Source organism: Planococcus halocryophilus, assembly GCF_022489025.1.
GTDB lineage: Bacteria > Bacillota > Bacilli > Bacillales_A > Planococcaceae > Planococcus > Planococcus halocryophilus_A.
The window spans coordinates 509,127-525,288 of record NZ_JAKVTG010000001.1 but is presented as its reverse complement, the minus strand read 5'-3'; the positions used below and the strand labels follow the sequence as shown (position 1 = coordinate 525,288).

Genomic DNA, 16,162 nt, shown 5'->3' with positions numbered 1-16,162 from the left:
ATGTAAACTAAAGAGAGAATCATACCTGCTGGCTTGGCCATTCATGCTCCAGCACACTGTAAAGGAGAGAGTCTCTCCACCCTTCTTTAAGTAATAAAGTTTCTCTCATTCTCCCTTCAAAAGACATGCCCGACTTCTCTAACACTTTTTGTGATCCAACATTCTTAGGAGCACACGTAGCATAAATCCGGTGAAGATTTAGTTCCCTAAATCCAAATTCAATGACCACTTTAGCAACTTCTGTAGCAATTCCCTTTCCCCAGTAATTCGGGTTTAAAATATAACTAATTTCACCTGTTTTATTATCAAAACTTCGAATACTAATCTCTCCAGAACCAATCATTGTTTTATCTTCTTTATGAACAATTGCAAACGTGAATCTTGTTCTAGGCATTTTTTGTGCATCACCAAAAACTTGATTCACAAATTCTTTAGACTCCTCCTTAGAATTTGGCTCCCAAGTCTGATGTTCAGAAACTTGTTCTTTCGATGCGTAATTATGTACTCCTATCCAATCACTTTCAATGAATTCTCTTAAATAGACCCTTTCAGCTTCGAAATTTACCATTTCTTTTTTTCTCCTATCCAATAAGATTTCTTTATTTTACCATTAAAAACAGAAATTTTAATAATATTGCTAATGTTTAAAATAACCAGCCAAGTTCTATATTAAATTGTATGGCACTAGAATTTGACTGTTCGTAAAAGTACCCTTTTGTAAATAAAAAGAAAAGAAGCTCAAGCATGAGCTTCTTCATTCCGCTAATCCGGAATATGTAAACTTTAATGTTTGCATGTCCCATTACTTGCTACTTTTAAATAAAGGTAAGGGTTCAAAACAGTTTCTTAGAGAAGTGGTCGCATTCTCCATCAACTAAGTATAAATGATATTGTTGGCTCTTATAGAACTCGATTGCACTATACCAAGTGCCATTTGTTTCTAAAACTAATTGCTGATAGCCTTCCTGCTTGGCCCATGACTCTAAATGGTACATCATGATTTTCGCTACGCCTATTCTTCTGTATCCCTTCAAAACAGACATTCGTTCAATTCTTCCTACTCCTGGTGCTTCATGAGTAATAGCACCTGTACAAATTATTCGGCCATTATAGATACCCACTAAAAACACAGTTCCTCTTCGACTATAGCTGTATGAAATGTCTTTTAAATCTGGATTGTACGTGGGATCTATGAAACCAAAGCGTTCTTCTAATCCTTTTAAAATCAGTTCTCTGGCTTCCTCTTCGAATCCCTTCGTAATTTGATGTATTCGTATTTCTTCTTGTATTTTGTTTAAACTCATTTTTTCATCCATCGCATGCACTCATTGTTCCCAAAATTGCCTAGCTCAAGACGTAAAATTCAGAGGGTTCTGTTGAAACCACAGTTCCAACCTGTTCGCCTTCAACGATTCTCTTCATTTCACCTAGCTTATCAAAGTTAAAGATATTGACCGCAATATTGAAATCTTTTGCAAGAAGAAGCGCAGACTGGTCCATAACCTTAATGTTTTCTTTTAAGATATCATCGTAGTTTAAGGTACGATACATTCTCGCGTCTGCATACTGATTTGGATCATGATTGAATACGCCATCTACTCCCTGCTTTGCGACAAAAATAGCATCACAACTTGTCTCTATTGCTCGCTGCACGCTTGGATAATCAGTCGTTACGAAAGGCTGTCCATTTCCTCCACCCAAAATGACAATGGATCCTTTCTCCAAATGTCTTTTTGCTCTTAACTGAATATACGGTTCAGCAACAGACGGAACCGGGATTGACGTCATGACCCTGACTTCCTTATCTGTTTTACTTTTTAAAACTCCACGCAGCATCAAGCTGTTCATAATCGTTCCTAATGTCCCAATGTTATCGGCTTCTACTCGGTCAATATTCCATTTATCTGCTAAACTTCCACGAAAAATATTTCCTCCACCGACTACAATCGCCACTTCAATATCCATGTCCGTAATTGAAAGGATTTCGTCGGCTATATGTTCCAGCTTCTGATGATCAAAACTTCCTCCCTCTTTACTGGCTAACGCTCCACCGCTTAATTTAATAAGTACTCGTTTAATTTTTTTCATACACAGATCCTTTCGTCTATATTCATGATTGATTTCGCCTATTGATTCCATTAAGTTGCTATACTTAGTATAAGGGTGACAATGCTTAATAAAAACTGACACCTCTGAAAAGAAGTGTCACCTTTTGAGGTGGAAAATGAATCGACTTTTATTAAAGGTATGGCAAGCCCTACCAGATGGAGAAGTTAGGCAAGCAGAAATCGCTCAACTCCTCAACTTGTCTCAGAGACAAACTAAACGATGGCTAGAACGATGGGATGAGGAGAAATGGTTAACCTATCGACCGGGAACAGGACGCGGGAGAAAGACTAGAATTACGTGGTTAAAAAATATAGAAGAAGTATTTGTAGAAACCCTCATACCCAAGTTTTCGGACAAACCATTACAAAATATCGTTGGGTATTTGGATTGGGAATGGTCAGAATCTGCGAGAAAAAGATTAGAAAAGCAATTTTCTAAAAGGTTAGGGTATCAGACTGTCTCTGATCATCGCTTCATCTTTCCAATAAAATATCCTTTTTTAACCTTTCATCCGTTGGAAGCAATCGATTTAAACAGTGTTCACATCTGTGAGAATTTATATAAACGGCTTTTCACAGTAAATGAAGAAGGTAAAGTTCGAGGAGAACTGGTTCATTATTGGGAAATTTCAAATCAAAAAATCCGTATATTTTTAAAAAATCACGTGAAATTTCATGATGGATCCACATTGAACAGTACTGTAGTTAGGGATTGTCTCACCCTCTTTTTTAACCATCCACACTATCAAGGCATGACATCACAAGTTATTTCAGTTCGAGCCCCTCACTCATTGGTTGTAGAAATCGAATTAAATGCTCCATGTTCATACATGCTGCATCTATTGAGCATAACGCAAGCAAGTATTTATAAAGTCAAAAATCGGAACCTATTGGGAACGGGGCCTTTTTATGTAGACTTTTCAGAAGAGAATTTAACGAGAATAAGAGCTCATGAGGAATACTATCGGGAACGCCCTTATCTTGATGCCATCGATTTTATTAAAGTAAACTCCGACTCAGAACTAATTTATCGGACCAATACAAGCGAGAACTTGTATAAAGCACAAAAAATAACAAGCGAATCTGGATTTGGGGTATTGGTATTCAACCTTTTTCGAGATTCTACTATCCAGCGAAAAGAAGTGCGGGATTATATCCATTACCTTATAAGAAAAGAAATTCATACGATTCTAGCTATCGTAAAAAATTCCACAGATAATAACCGAGGGTTTTTAGTAAATGACAGCACGCCTTATACAGTGAAAAAGCCATTAATTCTTCCTGATTCACAACCATTGATTTTAGCGACAAGTCGATTCACTCAGAAATTAACTGAACAAGTTAAAGAAGTATTAGAAGGGGGTGGCTTGAAGGTGGAATTACTGCTGATGGAACACGAAAAATATGTAAGTGCAAAGACCAGTGAGTTGGAAGCCGATCTATTCATCAGTCGAGAACACTTTTCTCTTGATCAAAACCTTTCTTTTTATCTATATTTCAAAGCAGGTTATTCGCAGATTTCAGATCTTATGGAGAAAAATGAAGTGGTTACAGAAATTTTATCAGCATACGCTGAGATTCCTGTAGAAAATTGGCTTCCTCTGCATTTAGAAATTGAAAGAGAAGTCATTTCGAATTCCTGGCTGGTTCCTTTATATTTTAATCAACGTAAAATCTCTTATCCGTCTGAACTAATGGGAATAAGCGCAATAAATTATGGGTATGCCGATTATTCGAAACTATGGATAAAGCCCGAGTATTAAAAAATCTAGGTATCTTTAATCTCTGTAAAGAATTGAAGATACCTACTTTTCTCTTCATACTTAAAATTAAGTACTACCGATAAAGTGTCATATGTAAACCATGATGAATTTAGCGTAAACGTATATGTTAATATTATAAGAGAGTTATACCCTCTTCCTACGTCTTTAAATAGATTAGATTTGTTCATTAAATAGGTATTTTGCGAACATATATAATCTATGAAAGTCTATTCACTTACATAGTTACCTTTCCTTCCTCTATGTTATCAAGTTTATGTAAACTTGTGTTCTCTTAGGAAGAAGGTGATAGATTTCAGTAAGCTTTACATGGAGCCTCTGCGTAAAAAGGATTAGCAGTAAGTGTTTTACACCGAGACAAGAAGATCAAGCCAACTACTCTAAATAAAGCCTATAATTAGAATTAAATGTAATTTGAGTCCGGTAGAGTTTCTAATTCAGCACATTCTTAGATAAACGTCACTCGTGACAAAATCTCCGTATAGTTTTTGTGTGGTAAATTAAATGTTAAACGAACCTGTTGTTAACTTTTGTTTTTAGGGCATAGCATTTAATGTTACAATTCATCGTTTAGTATATCAAAAGCGAAAGTATTGGAAAATGTAGACATCTAAAAAATCGGTTCTATTTCCTTTGATTGCCCCCTGGATATATCCAGAAATATCCATGCGATAACCTTAAATACTAATACTTTTAATGGATCTGGATTAGCACTAAGATCAATCCGGTTGCTGTTAGTCTACTAATGGACTTTTAACTTCAGTCTTACTACCTTTTCTAATTTCTTAATTGTCGAAACCTTATATACAAGTATTTCGTCTGAATTATGGATAGTTTCCAATTATCTCTCCTATTCTTTACAATATTATTTAAGAGGTGAATTAAAATGAACAAAATAGAGGAGACCAACTCTAACAAATATCATATGATAGGTTCAATTGCTCTTCCAATCATTGCAGCGTTACTAATGTTATGGCAAAAAATCGAAATAATGTTTGAGGCTAGTATTCCTTTTTTCTTAGGAGTTATTTTAATTAAATTTCTACCATATAATCGGTTTAAGCTTATAGCTTCGATAGTTTTGGCTCTCTGTTCTCTTACATATTTACCTTATCTTGTGAGTTTCATAGCATTTGTTATCGCAATATTCTTTGATTTCTTTACAGGTTTTATAGGAGAAGATTCTCCAGGAGTTGCATTTATTGTAATCCTTTTTTAGATTCTAATGAGAATACCATCTCTCGAACCAGATTCCAATAGTAACGTTTCCATTCTGCTCCCCAGAACAAAAAAATAAAATAGATAATGACTGTTAAGTTTTCAGTAAGACCTCCTAGATAGAATAATCTTTCTTCCAAATATGCATATAGTAATACCTTTAAATACATAGTTTAAGAATATTAAAGAAGTTCAAATAGTTTTAAAATAGATGATCTACAAAAATAAGGAATTTAGAGTAGTCTACAATATGTGTGCAGAATCTACCATGTCCCAAAAAGACAAACGCTTTCTGCAGAATTTAGAAACAAGTCCTGGTGCTCTACAAATTCTAGTTGTGACTTCGTAACTCAAAGTACTCCAAAATTCATTATTCAAGCCAGTTTAGTTCAAGTGTATCGATCAATAGCTTATGACCTTTCTAAAAAAATATTGACAATCCTTAGTTTGACGAAACCATCTCCTGGAACTCCTTAGAGAATCGAAGTATGGCTCAATAGATATTGTTACAGTAACATCCGAATATAACATTTATTTACTTCGTACTTTCCATTACTACTGATAAAAATCTATCAATACTCAGTGATAGGAAAATTTTGGCTAAGCTTGGACTTCAATCTAGGCTTTTTATTTGCAAAAAAAAAAGAGAAGGGACAAATCCCTTCCTCAATTCTTAAATATTATTTTCATTGTTGATAAAAATCAACATTTTGTCTGCATACCCCTTAGCAATTGCCGCCCCTTCTTCATCAGTGAAGGTTGGAATATCATAATTTGAAAGCTTCAAAAATCCTCTTCCAGCAATATGCAGTGGATGATTATAAGTCATTATATCATCTGCTGCTTTTCTCATTTGCTCCTCATTACTGTCGTACTTAGTATTATAGAATCTTTTATATCTAGTTAAACTTGGTCCACTATAATACCAACGGAAAGATTCAACAATAGTTGCATTTACATTGTCTTGCAAATACTTAGCTATATTTACAGCATCCACATCTGCTAATAGATCGGTTAAGGTAAAATAACTTGAAATAGTAGCTGAGCCCATATGTTCATAAGCCGATTCATAAGTTCTGTTTAAAAGATCTCCACTATAGTATCTATCGGCGTCTCGGGTATCCATGACGTTGATAGAAAGTGTAACCAAATCGCCAGCCCAGCCCGCAAAGTCTTCGAAAGTTGCATTAACAATGAGCCTCCCATACTGGAGAGCAGATAGCGTGGCCATTAAATGTTGCACATCGATTTCTTCTTGAGTGACAGGGTCTACTGGCCACAAAAAGCTTGTTGGTCCATAAGTGCTATGAACAAATTCTTCGAATGTTTGATCAAATTCCCCGGAAATAATATCCCATCCAAGATTATCATAATTAACTCTCCGGTAATAGTTTGTCACGAGTTCATTAGCAGTCTTATCTGTGTCGTAGAGTTCTTTGTATCTAACTGCCACTTCATAAATACTGTTTAGTTGACTCATAAAGCTCTCGTTCAAACTTCCATCTGGCAAGCTCTCTACAGAAGATTCCCCGTTATATTTACCAGACTTAATATTATTATCAATATTGATTAGTCCAGCTCCATAGCCTAGAATTATTGTTGAGATTTGATCAAATGCCCAGTTCTCTGGCAGAGGATAGCCCAAGTTTCCACTAAATCCAGTGGACATGCCACTTACAAAGCTTGTATCAGCATATCCCGCGTTTGAGACTCGTATACAAACATTTCGAGATCCATAAACACCAATTTTATAAAAATTTTTAACATACCCCATTTGTTCATTTATCCCTTTGAAGTATGGGAGCATAAAGGCATCGATTTCCCCATCCTGAGCATCATAGTCTACAGCAAAATAGATAGTCGTTCCTTCTTTAAAACCATACTTTCGTGCTGCTGTATATGCATCTGCCGCCGCACGTCTTCCTTTTTCAATAGAAAAGTCATCAGTAGATCTTCCATCCATTTGAAAAATAGGGAAAACTGTTAATCCAGCGTTAAAAATATTTTTCAGTTCTCCAGGTTGAATCTTTTTGTTTAGGCTGTTGGGTAACTTGGAATTTGCAATGTATCTTCCAACAGTTTCATATCCAGCATCTACTAGTGTTTGTGCTCTTTCAGGAGTTATCTCTGTAATGCAATCTAAAGCAGTTCCTTTTCGAGAAGAATCTCCAGTACTGACTAGAGCTGATAACCATGTTTGCTTTCCTACATATCCATCCGGAGTCAACTTAACAAAGGCTTGAAACTCTTTTACTACACTTTCAGTTCCTCTTCCAAAAATTCCATCGAACGATCCAGTATCATAATTATTTACATATAAAGCATACTGAAAGAGTTTTACGAACACCCCAGACCTGCCATATTGCAAAAGTGGTAGTCGATCACGAGTCGTAGGGCCAGGTGATCCAGTTTGTTGTGATGCAGGTATTCCTTGCTCGGTCTGAATTCCATAAATAAGAGCTCTATTAGTTCCTCTTTGATAGTGACCATCGGTAGGTTGTACACCAGCAGTGCTAAAGTAATGGTAGTTCAAATCTCTTTGCATTTCTCTAATTTTTGGATCTCCATCGGTAGTTTGCACATAAGCATCCATAGACAGTAAAGCTTTGAAAATATAGCCATAAACTTTTCCATCCTTAATCGGTAAATTTACATCCGTCTGCAAATCAATAATAGCTGATTTAGTGCCTGCTCCAAAAGTTCCTGAAAAACCGCCTGGATTATAACCTTTGCACCAGCAAGCTCCTTGAATAATCATAACAATTCTTAGACCTTTTAGTGTATTTGGAACATACCCCATGGAAACTTCCCCCCAAGCTTCATAAGCTGCTTGAGTAGAGGGCCCGAAACTTTCAATCACAGGAGATATACCAAGCTCATGCTGCAAGGCCATCGTAAGTGAGTACATTGTCGACCATCCAGTCTTTCCATTTTCAGGAGCTGGAATATAACCGGGAACTTCCAAGTAATTAAGGTTTACCCATTGCTGAACTTCAAATACCATTGAATCCATATAAATTCCTCCTCTTTATTGACAACTCTTAATTGTCATTATGTTGCATAGTATTTATATCTTGAAATTCAGGAATGTAAATCATGGACACAAAATATTTAATTAAGCAGAAACATTTTAAGAACTATGAATTAATTACATTGGTAAGAGCTTCTCTTGTTTTAGGTCCAAATATACCATCCACTTCTTGGGGAGTATGGATACTTTGAAAGCGTATAAGAGCTTGCAAAGTATCTGGACCAAAAATTCCGTCTGCCTGTTCGCGAAGTTTGAAATTTGCAATATTTAAATCGGTTTGAAGCTCTTTAACTTCTATCCCAGTATCTCCAAAGCGCAGAATTTTTAATGAAGATATATATTCTTTACGATTATTTTCTTCAATAGAGCCAATATTGCTATCTATGCCATCATTTTTATTCAAGGCTGGTTCTTTCTGTTTTTTGAGCTTCTCTAATCTAACGATTACTTGAGCGACAGCAATACCAACTTTACTTAACACCGCATCATCTCGTAGTTTTTTAATGTCAATTAAGGAGTCCATAAACCCGCCTTCAATAAGAATTGCTGGCATATTTGTCTCTCTGAGAACTTGAAAGTTCGCACTCTTCACCCCTCTGGCTTTTAGGTTATATGCAGTAACGAGAGCACGTTGAATGTCGTGAGCTATAGAGTGAGTTCTTGCACTTGAATTGGGGTGCACAAAAATTTCTGTACCTGTCCATGTCCCCCAAACACCCGTATTGGCATTATGATGAAAAGAGAGATAAATATCTGCTCCCCAATGGTTGGCATCCGCTGCTCTTTTTTTTAGTGGTACATCTGTTTTTCCAGAAGCATCATCCACACGAAGTATTTCTACGTTTACATATTTTTTAATTTCTTTAGTGAAAGAGAGAAGAACATTATTATTGAAATTCCACTCATATTCCCCATCAGGAGATCTTTTTCCAGGTGTAGAGTTTTTGCCTCCATGACCAGCATCAAGTGCGATTTTTAGCATAATTTCTCCTCCTCCATAGTTTTTCTATAAATCAGTAGGAGTTTTATATCTCGCATTTTAAATATGTAAATGTATCACGGTTCTTTTAACAGGCTGAATTAATTAAAAAACGAATAACAAAAAAACCATTGATTTTTTTATGGAAAGAAATCAATAGCTGCTAATTCTGAAATTATTTGTTTATATGATCATTATCTTTGATGTAAAAGCTTAATAATGTAGCTTTTGAATAATGAAGAGAGCCTGGCGTCTAATGCGTGCTTCTGTTTATCCCAATTGCTCGAAAGGAATCTTCAATCCGCATCTTCGCCATCTTTCCAGCCTCCAAGTATCAAGCGTACTGTGTACATCTGTCTCATACTATTTCCCATAAAGTCTACCTCAACAAAAGAGAAGAAGTTTTCAATGACTTCAAACAGGAGGACACCGAGCGTAAAACCGAGAAATGGGAAAAGAGGCCCTGAAAGACTTTATTAATAAATGAAAAACCGCTTACTCGAAAGTGGCGAAATAATTAGAATCTCTTCCCTTTATTTTACCCTCTATGACCTCCAGGAGTTCCTCAGGCAAAGTATTTATTCAATCAATCTAATGAAGTCATCTAACAGGAAAGTGAAAAAATAAAGCAAGCGTAAGGAACAATTTCCGAACGAAGATTCCTTGGAACGTCTTCTAATATTTTCATTCGAAATCTAACATCAGAACTTCTCTATCCGCGGCCATATGGATGTGGGTTTGTTTAAGCTCATTTAGTGCTAGCCAAAATGTTTAATGGCCTTTTAAAGTATACCTACAAGAAGAGGCTTTATTTATTTACACTTAATTATTGACGATCTCTTTTTGAGAGCTAATTTACATTTTCAATTTTGGAGATATAACGATATTGGAGGTGAACAAGTGTTCTAAAAAATATTTAAGATTTAAGTAACAACTTATTCAAAAATTGGATGGAGGAATGCAATATGGCAAACATATGGATTTATCATGGTAGTACCACGACAGTAAAATCAACTTCCGGGGCAGACATTACATTACGAGACGGACAGTATGTAATGGAAACATATTCAGCCTTCGGTCAAAATTACAGTACTTTCAGAGGTGAAATATACTTTAACGGATGGAAGAAAATTGATTGGACCATGGCTTATTCTTTAAATTCTTCTACAACATCTTTTACTATTCCGAACGGTGCTGGTCGTTTTACTAGAATGTGGACGGCTAACAGTCGAAAATGGGGCTCTCATAATTATCATGCAGCTTCTGGCGGTAACTATTATACAGTTAGATACAGTAGTTGGTTGAGAAATTCTGCAGGAACTATCATTTGGCAAATTCCTGCTGGTTGGAAAGTAATTATTGGTAGAGGCCAAGGATTCTTCAATCCTAATCGTAGCGGAATCCGGTGCTGGGGATTCAGACGGTCTGATGGGACTATTGTTGAAACAGACCTTCTTTTTATTGATGAAACGCCAACATATAATACACCATCTAGCTACGTTTGTAATACGATTTAAGTATTAGTATTCCTTCGTAATAATTCCTAAATCAGAATCTTTCAGACTGTAGACATAATCGATAAATTCGAGATGTCTACAGTCTTCTTTTATTAGTGGAGAAAATTATCCATTCGCTGCTGTTATTGCAAGAAATTAGAGTTTCAGAAAGATATAAAAGATGCTTCGAAACTTTAATCGAATACTCTTCTGCACATTATTTTTAACTGAATCAAAACTAAATAGAACATTAGTTCTTATTTTTTTGATTATTATTAGAACATATGTTCTAATTAATTGTATATAAATAAAAATAAACTTTAAATTTTGGATATGCTCTCTCCTGATGCAACAAATCTATAAAAGAAAGCAGGAAATTTTATATGTATACAAAAAAGTTATCTTTCTCGGATGGTACGAGCAGAGAAATGAGCTTTGAAGATGTTTTATTTCAATTTAAGCCATTGCTAAAGAGCGTTTTGAGAAAAACAAACAATAAGTTTATTTTTAATAAAGTTGAAGAAGAAGATTTTTTTCAAGAACTGAGTGTGGAATTATGGAAGGCGTACGAGAAATATGATTCAAGCTATGAGACTTTTTTTAGTACGTACCTGTATTATCGACTTCAAAAAGGGGTGAGAGACGCCACTTACTCCAAATTTTCAAAGAAAAATCAAGGAATTGAAATTTCTATGGATACACCGTTAGGGAATGAGGACATTAAATTCGAGGATATATTTTCAACGCCTGATGTCTCAATAGATAACTTACTAGGCAATGATTTAATCAAGATTATTCAGTCAAATATCGAACCACATGAAGAAGAAATGTTGAGAACGCTAATTAACCGTAAACACTTTAGCATAAAACAATACGCTGAAAAGTATGGAATTACACGACAAGCTGCCAACCAACGAATCGTCAAACTAAGAAATAAATTAAAGAAGTTAGTAAAAGAACAATACTTTGAACAGAATTAGATCGTCAATAGCTTCATATATAAGCAAAGACATCTTAAGGAAGAGATGGTTCTTTGCTTTGTTGTCTTCACTTTTTATTTGACTATTGTCGTGAATACATATAAATTATTGAGATAAAGACATAAGGCATTTCAGTTTAAAAAGATTTCATTGCCACTCTACGAGGAGTACATTATGAAAATAAAAATTAAAAAAGATGCTTTAACCCTATATATACGAGATAACACCGATTGGCAGGGCCATTATTATGGTCAAGATCAATGGGAAGTATTTCTGGCCAATGTGGCGGGTCTTGAACTCGAAGTTGATGAGGAAAATTTATTTAAATACGAATATGATGTTCTTCCCGTACATGGAATCACAAAATCTAAAATTCGTGTACTGGATGACTATGTAGAAAAGGTTATAGATGATGAACGAATTGGAAAAGCCAAGTGCGATTTTTGTAACAATGTATCTTTGTCAACCGATGTATGCACATCATGCGGTAGATCAGATTATCTTGAAAATTTTTGATTGTTGTTTCTTAATACTTTATAATACATTGAAATTGCCTTCTCTTTTTCTAAGAGAAGGCAATTCTTTATTTTAGGTTCTTGAGTTGTCTTCTTTTCCGTTTGTCATGTGACTTTCAGGATTAGCAAATATTCCTACTGAAATGCCAATGCTCAGAATTGCATTGACTAAATCAGTTATTTGATTAGATAAATCGATACTAATAACATCGAAGTTAACCAAAATTAAGAGAATTCCTGAAACTGTACCAATAAACACTTTCGGATTTTGTATACGGATAATAATTTTTTTAAACATATTATACCCCCTTTATAAGACGAAGCATTATCATTGTTTTTTAACCATAAAAATAATATAAATACCCCACGATTTTTCAATGAATACTTTGTATAGTCACGCCCCCTCTTTTATTAAGAAATGTATGTTGGTAATCTTTTATATCGACTATTATTCTTATGTAAATAAAAGCACATGTAATTATCAAAAATTGTTTCTATTCGTAAAAAAGCCATGAAATTAATAGCTCTTTTACAGACTCTCGAGAAACCTTGGCAGTTTTCTTGCTTCTGCAGTACGCATTCCGCGGACATAGGCTCATTTGCTTCGTCGTCTTCGCTCCTGCAGGGTCTTCGGCTCGCGATATATCCGAGAGAGTCGCCTGCTTCCACTTCATTGCCGATTTTTTGACTACTCAATTCAAGGAGACCGGCGTATACTGGCCAAAAAGGACTAAGCTAGCCATGTTAAGTTCTGTTCAAAATCATCTTCATGACCAAACCAAAGTATCCATTGATGAGCTAGTGCCACATGATCACTTCCTTCGAACCATTGACGTGTTGATTGATTTCTCCTTCATTGAACGCATGACGACTTCTTATTACTATATCGATAATTGACGTCTGTCCATTCCATCGGTAAAGTTGTTTTAAATTTTATTTCTTGGTTACTTATATAGTATTCATTCAGTAAGCCAATTGGAAAAGGAAATTCAAACAAATCTAGCGTATCGGTTTTTTTAGGTTTTTCCTTGATCAATCAGAGGTGTTGTACTATTCCGCAATAAGTTTTAATCACAAAGACCGGTTTGAAGATGCGATGGCCTTGAAGAATTTTTGATGAAACCGTCCGTCAAGCCCAAGCAGAACGTTTAGTGAGTGACTATATGCTTTAATCCGACTCGACGCATGTGAAAACTTACGCGTAGTCAATATAGAAAAAGCCGTTGCTCTCGACGCTGAGTATTTTACGGGTGACATTTGCATGAAACTTCAGGAGGAACCTTGGTGGTATTCTAGCTCATTTTTTCCGGATCGAATGATTCTGGTACTTAGTGCAGCAAACTGAAGGAAACAATAAAAGACATGAATCCAGTAAAAACCTGATTCATGTCTTTTATGTAGCGTTAATTCTTTAAAAAATATTTTGAATTAGCTTAAAATAGTAACTCTTTCATTATTCCCAGTTCCTGAAATCAATATAAATATCGTTCAATTGGCTTTCATACCAAGAAATCAGCGTGGCTCTCTCTTCCTTTGTTAGTTCAATATCGGGGCTTGTCAGCTTATAGGCTGTTTCTTTTAAACGCTTGAATTGACTATTCATTTGGTAGGTTTCAATGTTCATCTTCCAGTGGTTGCTTTCCGGAATCACCGAAGAAATAACTTGTGCATGATCTCTGCTAGATGATATGGCGTATCGATCTTCAACTTCCAGACTGTTCCATGTGCTATAAAGGCCATTCACAAAGCTTTCAAAATCTGAATAGGACGTGTAGCTGATTTGATATGCTTCCTCTTCTTCGAAGTTGGCGAATTTATATTTTTCAAGTGCATCCTTTTCTTCTATCGCGACCTCTTCGGCTACAGGAGAATCAGAATCTCCTATATTGACTGAAATAGCCAGTAAGACTAACCACGTCAAAGCCAACAAAGGTACGCCTATGACGATTTTTTTCAACAAAACACATCACCTACTGCCCTTCTATTATGGAATACATTTTCTGCAGCATTTCGTAAGCTTCTTCGTAATATTGTTTCTGTTCTTCTTCATTTTCACTGGATTGAACATGCTTGAGCAGGTCCTCTACGTCAATTATCCATTCTTCCAGCGGTTCAAAGTCATTCAGTTCTTTCGCTTGGCTCAGGCTTGTAAGCGGTGGATCCAGTATTCCCAGCGTCGTATAGGCCGTTTGATTTTCAGGATGCTGGATGGCAGCTGCGCCAGCAATCCACCCCATAATCACGCCCACTTTCTGTCCTTCCGTAGGCTCTTTTGGACCAGTACCTTCATCATGAATTCTGCCAATCATATACTTCTTATCTTTATTGAAGGTATAGCCGTTCTCATACGATACTCCATTTACTGCTTCACTTGAATCAAGACGGCCCTCTTCCGGCAATTCGTAGCGGGCAAAGTAATCGCTGATTTCCAGATAGGGCGATTCCAAAACTGGATCCTCATCTTTTTGCTCTGCCTCTTCTTCTAGTGGCAGGCCAGTGTCGCCACTCTGAGGAAGTCCTTGTTCACTTGTGGGATCTGCTATATTTACAGTAGATTTCCCTAGTTGCTCATTCATAAAATAACCGCCTGCCAAAAGAAGGAATGCGATAAAGGCAACGCTCATGGCGCGGGGCATCCAGTCCGTTCTCTTTTTTGGCTGTGGGTGTTGGTTAAGTTTTGCTAGGACTTGTTGCTTGTGCTCGGCTGTGAATTGGTTATCTTTAAACACTGTGCTATTTAAGGCATTCCGATACTCGTTCAATCTATCCTTCATTCCATTCACCTCTTTCCACCGTTTCTCCCAGAAGGCCGCGCCCTCTTTTCAAACGGGTTTTCACTGTATTTTCGTTGGTTTTAAGCAACCGTGAAATTTCTCGGACAGACAACTCTTCATAATAATGTAAATGGATGATTTCCCCGTACTTGACCGGCAGTCCCATGACCTTTTCAGCCAGCAGAATGTCCGCGTCCTTTTTCAGTGAAGCTGTTTCGGGTGACGGCTCTTTCGACTGAAGGAACTGAAACAAACTGTTGTTGACCACGACCCATCTTGCCCAGGAGCTTTTCAACACATCTTTGCAGCGGTTGATGGTGATTCGGTATATCCACGCTTTATAGGATTGAATTTCTTCGTGTGTATTGTACTGTTGATAACAAGTCAAAAAGACGTCTTGGACAATCTCCTGTGCTTTTCCCCAGTCGTGGAGGTAACTATAGGCCAGCTTTGTCAAACGATCTCCGTACTCATCCATCAGATCGGACAGCCACTGCTCCTGACTGCTTCTTGAATAATCAATCTGTGCAGGTTCAGTCACTAAATGCCCTCCTTTCTTTTGGTTGTTTATCCACTCTACTTTTGAGTACCCCTAAGACGAGTGGAAATGGATTCCGGTTTCATATTTTAAAAATATCTTGAAAGACATTTAATTTTCGAGGGGTTTTTCTAAAAAAAGGTTCCAAGAGCACGCTCTATGCCATTGATTTAACTTTACAGAAAAAAGAAAGGGTAATTTTATCAACCTCTTTTCTTCCAATGTATCTATGTAGCTTCTGATAAAATGTTGATATGTAAACCTATATATTTTTAAGGCTTATTTTAGTAAAGTAGTTTTTTCTCAAGCACAATTTTATGCAATCCTTTTTCATCCGTGTAAGTATGGATAACATCAAACCCATACTTAATGTTCAACAAGAGCATGTTTCGCCATTTATTCATTGTTTTTGTTTGAACAACACTGTATCCAGCCTTAATTAAATATTGATGTTGTTTTTCCATTAGTTTAGAAGCGATACCGTACTTTCTAAAATTAATATCCACGCCACCTAACCAACTATAAAATGTATCATCGTTAAGCTGGTATCCAATCTTATATCCGATAACTTTCATATTATTTATAGCGACAACAATTAGTACCTTATCCTCATTATTTATTTTTTCATTCAGTCCGTCAGCCGTTTCAAAAATGGTTTTATGCAGATCTATAATTCCATTCAAAACATCATAATCAAGCGTCGAATCTAAAGTGTAATATTGAATGTCCACAAGTACCCTCC

At 36.1% G+C, this 16,162-nt stretch carries 17 protein-coding genes; 7 read left to right on the top strand and 10 right to left on the bottom strand.

Features of this window, described 5'->3' with window-relative positions; all coding sequences use genetic code 11:
* Nucleotides 1-19: 19 nt before the first annotated feature.
* The 3 genes from MLE13_RS02550 to pyrH all read right to left on the bottom strand — a co-directional run bounded on the left by MLE13_RS02550 (nucleotide 20) and on the right by pyrH (nucleotide 2,088).
* The gene (locus MLE13_RS02550) at nucleotides 20-568 is read right to left on the bottom strand and encodes a GNAT family N-acetyltransferase (protein ID WP_240747867.1); all 549 of its coding nucleotides are present in this window, start codon (nucleotides 566-568) and stop codon (nucleotides 20-22) included.
* A gap of 265 nt (nucleotides 569-833) precedes the next feature.
* On the bottom strand, nucleotides 834-1,316 hold the full coding sequence (locus MLE13_RS02545; protein ID WP_240747866.1) for a GNAT family N-acetyltransferase: 483 nt from the start codon (nucleotides 1,314-1,316) through the stop codon (nucleotides 834-836).
* A 28-nt stretch (nucleotides 1,317-1,344) separates the two neighbouring features.
* Entirely contained in the window at nucleotides 1,345-2,088 is a 744-nt protein-coding gene (gene pyrH, locus MLE13_RS02540; RefSeq protein WP_240747865.1) for a UMP kinase, read from the bottom strand.
* Nucleotides 2,089-2,224: 136 nt separating this feature from the next.
* Between pyrH and MLE13_RS02535 the strand changes: the two genes are divergently transcribed.
* The gene (locus MLE13_RS02535) at nucleotides 2,225-3,871 is read left to right on the top strand and encodes an ABC transporter substrate-binding protein (RefSeq protein ID WP_240747864.1); all 1,647 of its coding nucleotides are present in this window, start codon (nucleotides 2,225-2,227) and stop codon (nucleotides 3,869-3,871) included.
* Nucleotides 3,872-4,775: 904 nt separating this feature from the next.
* Entirely contained in the window at nucleotides 4,776-5,108 is a 333-nt protein-coding gene (locus MLE13_RS02530) for a hypothetical protein (RefSeq protein WP_240747863.1), read from the top strand.
* 672 nt (nucleotides 5,109-5,780) lie between these two features.
* On the opposite strand, the gene MLE13_RS02525 is transcribed toward MLE13_RS02530, so the two are convergent.
* Nucleotides 5,781-8,120: a glycoside hydrolase domain-containing protein gene (locus tag MLE13_RS02525; protein WP_240747862.1), complete on the bottom strand. Its 2,340-nt coding sequence runs from the start codon at nucleotides 8,118-8,120 to the stop codon at nucleotides 5,781-5,783.
* Between the two features lie 124 nt (nucleotides 8,121-8,244).
* Nucleotides 8,245-9,120, bottom strand: coding sequence for an N-acetylmuramoyl-L-alanine amidase (locus MLE13_RS02520; RefSeq protein ID WP_240747861.1), 876 nt, complete (start codon nucleotides 9,118-9,120; stop codon nucleotides 8,245-8,247).
* A gap of 962 nt (nucleotides 9,121-10,082) precedes the next feature.
* Between MLE13_RS02520 and MLE13_RS02515 the strand changes: the two genes are divergently transcribed.
* The 3 genes from MLE13_RS02515 to MLE13_RS02505 all read left to right on the top strand — a co-directional run bounded on the left by MLE13_RS02515 (nucleotide 10,083) and on the right by MLE13_RS02505 (nucleotide 12,109).
* On the top strand, nucleotides 10,083-10,634 hold the full coding sequence (locus tag MLE13_RS02515) for a hypothetical protein (RefSeq protein WP_240747860.1): 552 nt from the start codon (nucleotides 10,083-10,085) through the stop codon (nucleotides 10,632-10,634).
* A 362-nt stretch (nucleotides 10,635-10,996) separates the two neighbouring features.
* Nucleotides 10,997-11,593 carry a sigma-70 family RNA polymerase sigma factor gene (locus tag MLE13_RS02510; RefSeq protein WP_240747859.1) on the top strand — a complete coding sequence of 199 codons (597 nt, stop codon included), beginning with the start codon at nucleotides 10,997-10,999 and terminating at the stop codon, nucleotides 11,591-11,593.
* A 174-nt stretch (nucleotides 11,594-11,767) separates the two neighbouring features.
* Nucleotides 11,768-12,109 (top strand): hypothetical protein, encoded by a 342-nt coding sequence (locus tag MLE13_RS02505; protein WP_240747858.1) that lies wholly within the window; start codon nucleotides 11,768-11,770, stop codon nucleotides 12,107-12,109.
* Nucleotides 12,110-12,181: 72 nt separating this feature from the next.
* Here the strand turns inward: MLE13_RS02505 and MLE13_RS02500 are convergent, their stop codons facing one another.
* Complete coding sequence (locus MLE13_RS02500) at nucleotides 12,182-12,406, bottom strand: phage holin family protein (RefSeq protein ID WP_240747857.1); 225 nt, start codon at nucleotides 12,404-12,406, stop codon at nucleotides 12,182-12,184.
* A gap of 443 nt (nucleotides 12,407-12,849) precedes the next feature.
* On the opposite strand from MLE13_RS02500, the gene MLE13_RS02495 reads away from it, so the two are divergent.
* Nucleotides 12,850-13,005 carry a hypothetical protein gene (locus tag MLE13_RS02495; protein ID WP_240747856.1) on the top strand — a complete coding sequence of 52 codons (156 nt, stop codon included), beginning with the start codon at nucleotides 12,850-12,852 and terminating at the stop codon, nucleotides 13,003-13,005.
* A 33-nt stretch (nucleotides 13,006-13,038) separates the two neighbouring features.
* A complete protein-coding gene (locus MLE13_RS18045) occupies nucleotides 13,039-13,128 on the top strand; it encodes a transposase (protein WP_430905197.1) in 90 nt (29 codons plus the stop codon).
* Between the two features lie 433 nt (nucleotides 13,129-13,561).
* Here the strand turns inward: MLE13_RS18045 and MLE13_RS02490 are convergent, their stop codons facing one another.
* The 4 genes from MLE13_RS02490 to MLE13_RS02475 form a co-directional block, all read right to left on the bottom strand.
* Nucleotides 13,562-14,065, bottom strand: a complete 504-nt coding sequence (locus tag MLE13_RS02490) for a hypothetical protein (RefSeq protein WP_240747855.1) — start codon at nucleotides 14,063-14,065, stop codon at nucleotides 13,562-13,564.
* Between the two features lie 13 nt (nucleotides 14,066-14,078).
* Nucleotides 14,079-14,882 carry a hypothetical protein gene (locus MLE13_RS02485; RefSeq protein WP_240747854.1) on the bottom strand — a complete coding sequence of 268 codons (804 nt, stop codon included), beginning with the start codon at nucleotides 14,880-14,882 and terminating at the stop codon, nucleotides 14,079-14,081.
* Nucleotides 14,872-15,423: a sigma-70 family RNA polymerase sigma factor gene (locus tag MLE13_RS02480; RefSeq protein WP_240747853.1), complete on the bottom strand. Its 552-nt coding sequence runs from the start codon at nucleotides 15,421-15,423 to the stop codon at nucleotides 14,872-14,874. Before MLE13_RS02480 ends, MLE13_RS02485 begins: the two co-directional genes overlap by 11 nt.
* Before the next feature lie 281 nt (nucleotides 15,424-15,704).
* Nucleotides 15,705-16,151, bottom strand: a complete 447-nt coding sequence (locus MLE13_RS02475; protein ID WP_240747852.1) for a GNAT family N-acetyltransferase — start codon at nucleotides 16,149-16,151, stop codon at nucleotides 15,705-15,707.
* Between the last annotated feature and the right edge of the window lie 11 nt (nucleotides 16,152-16,162).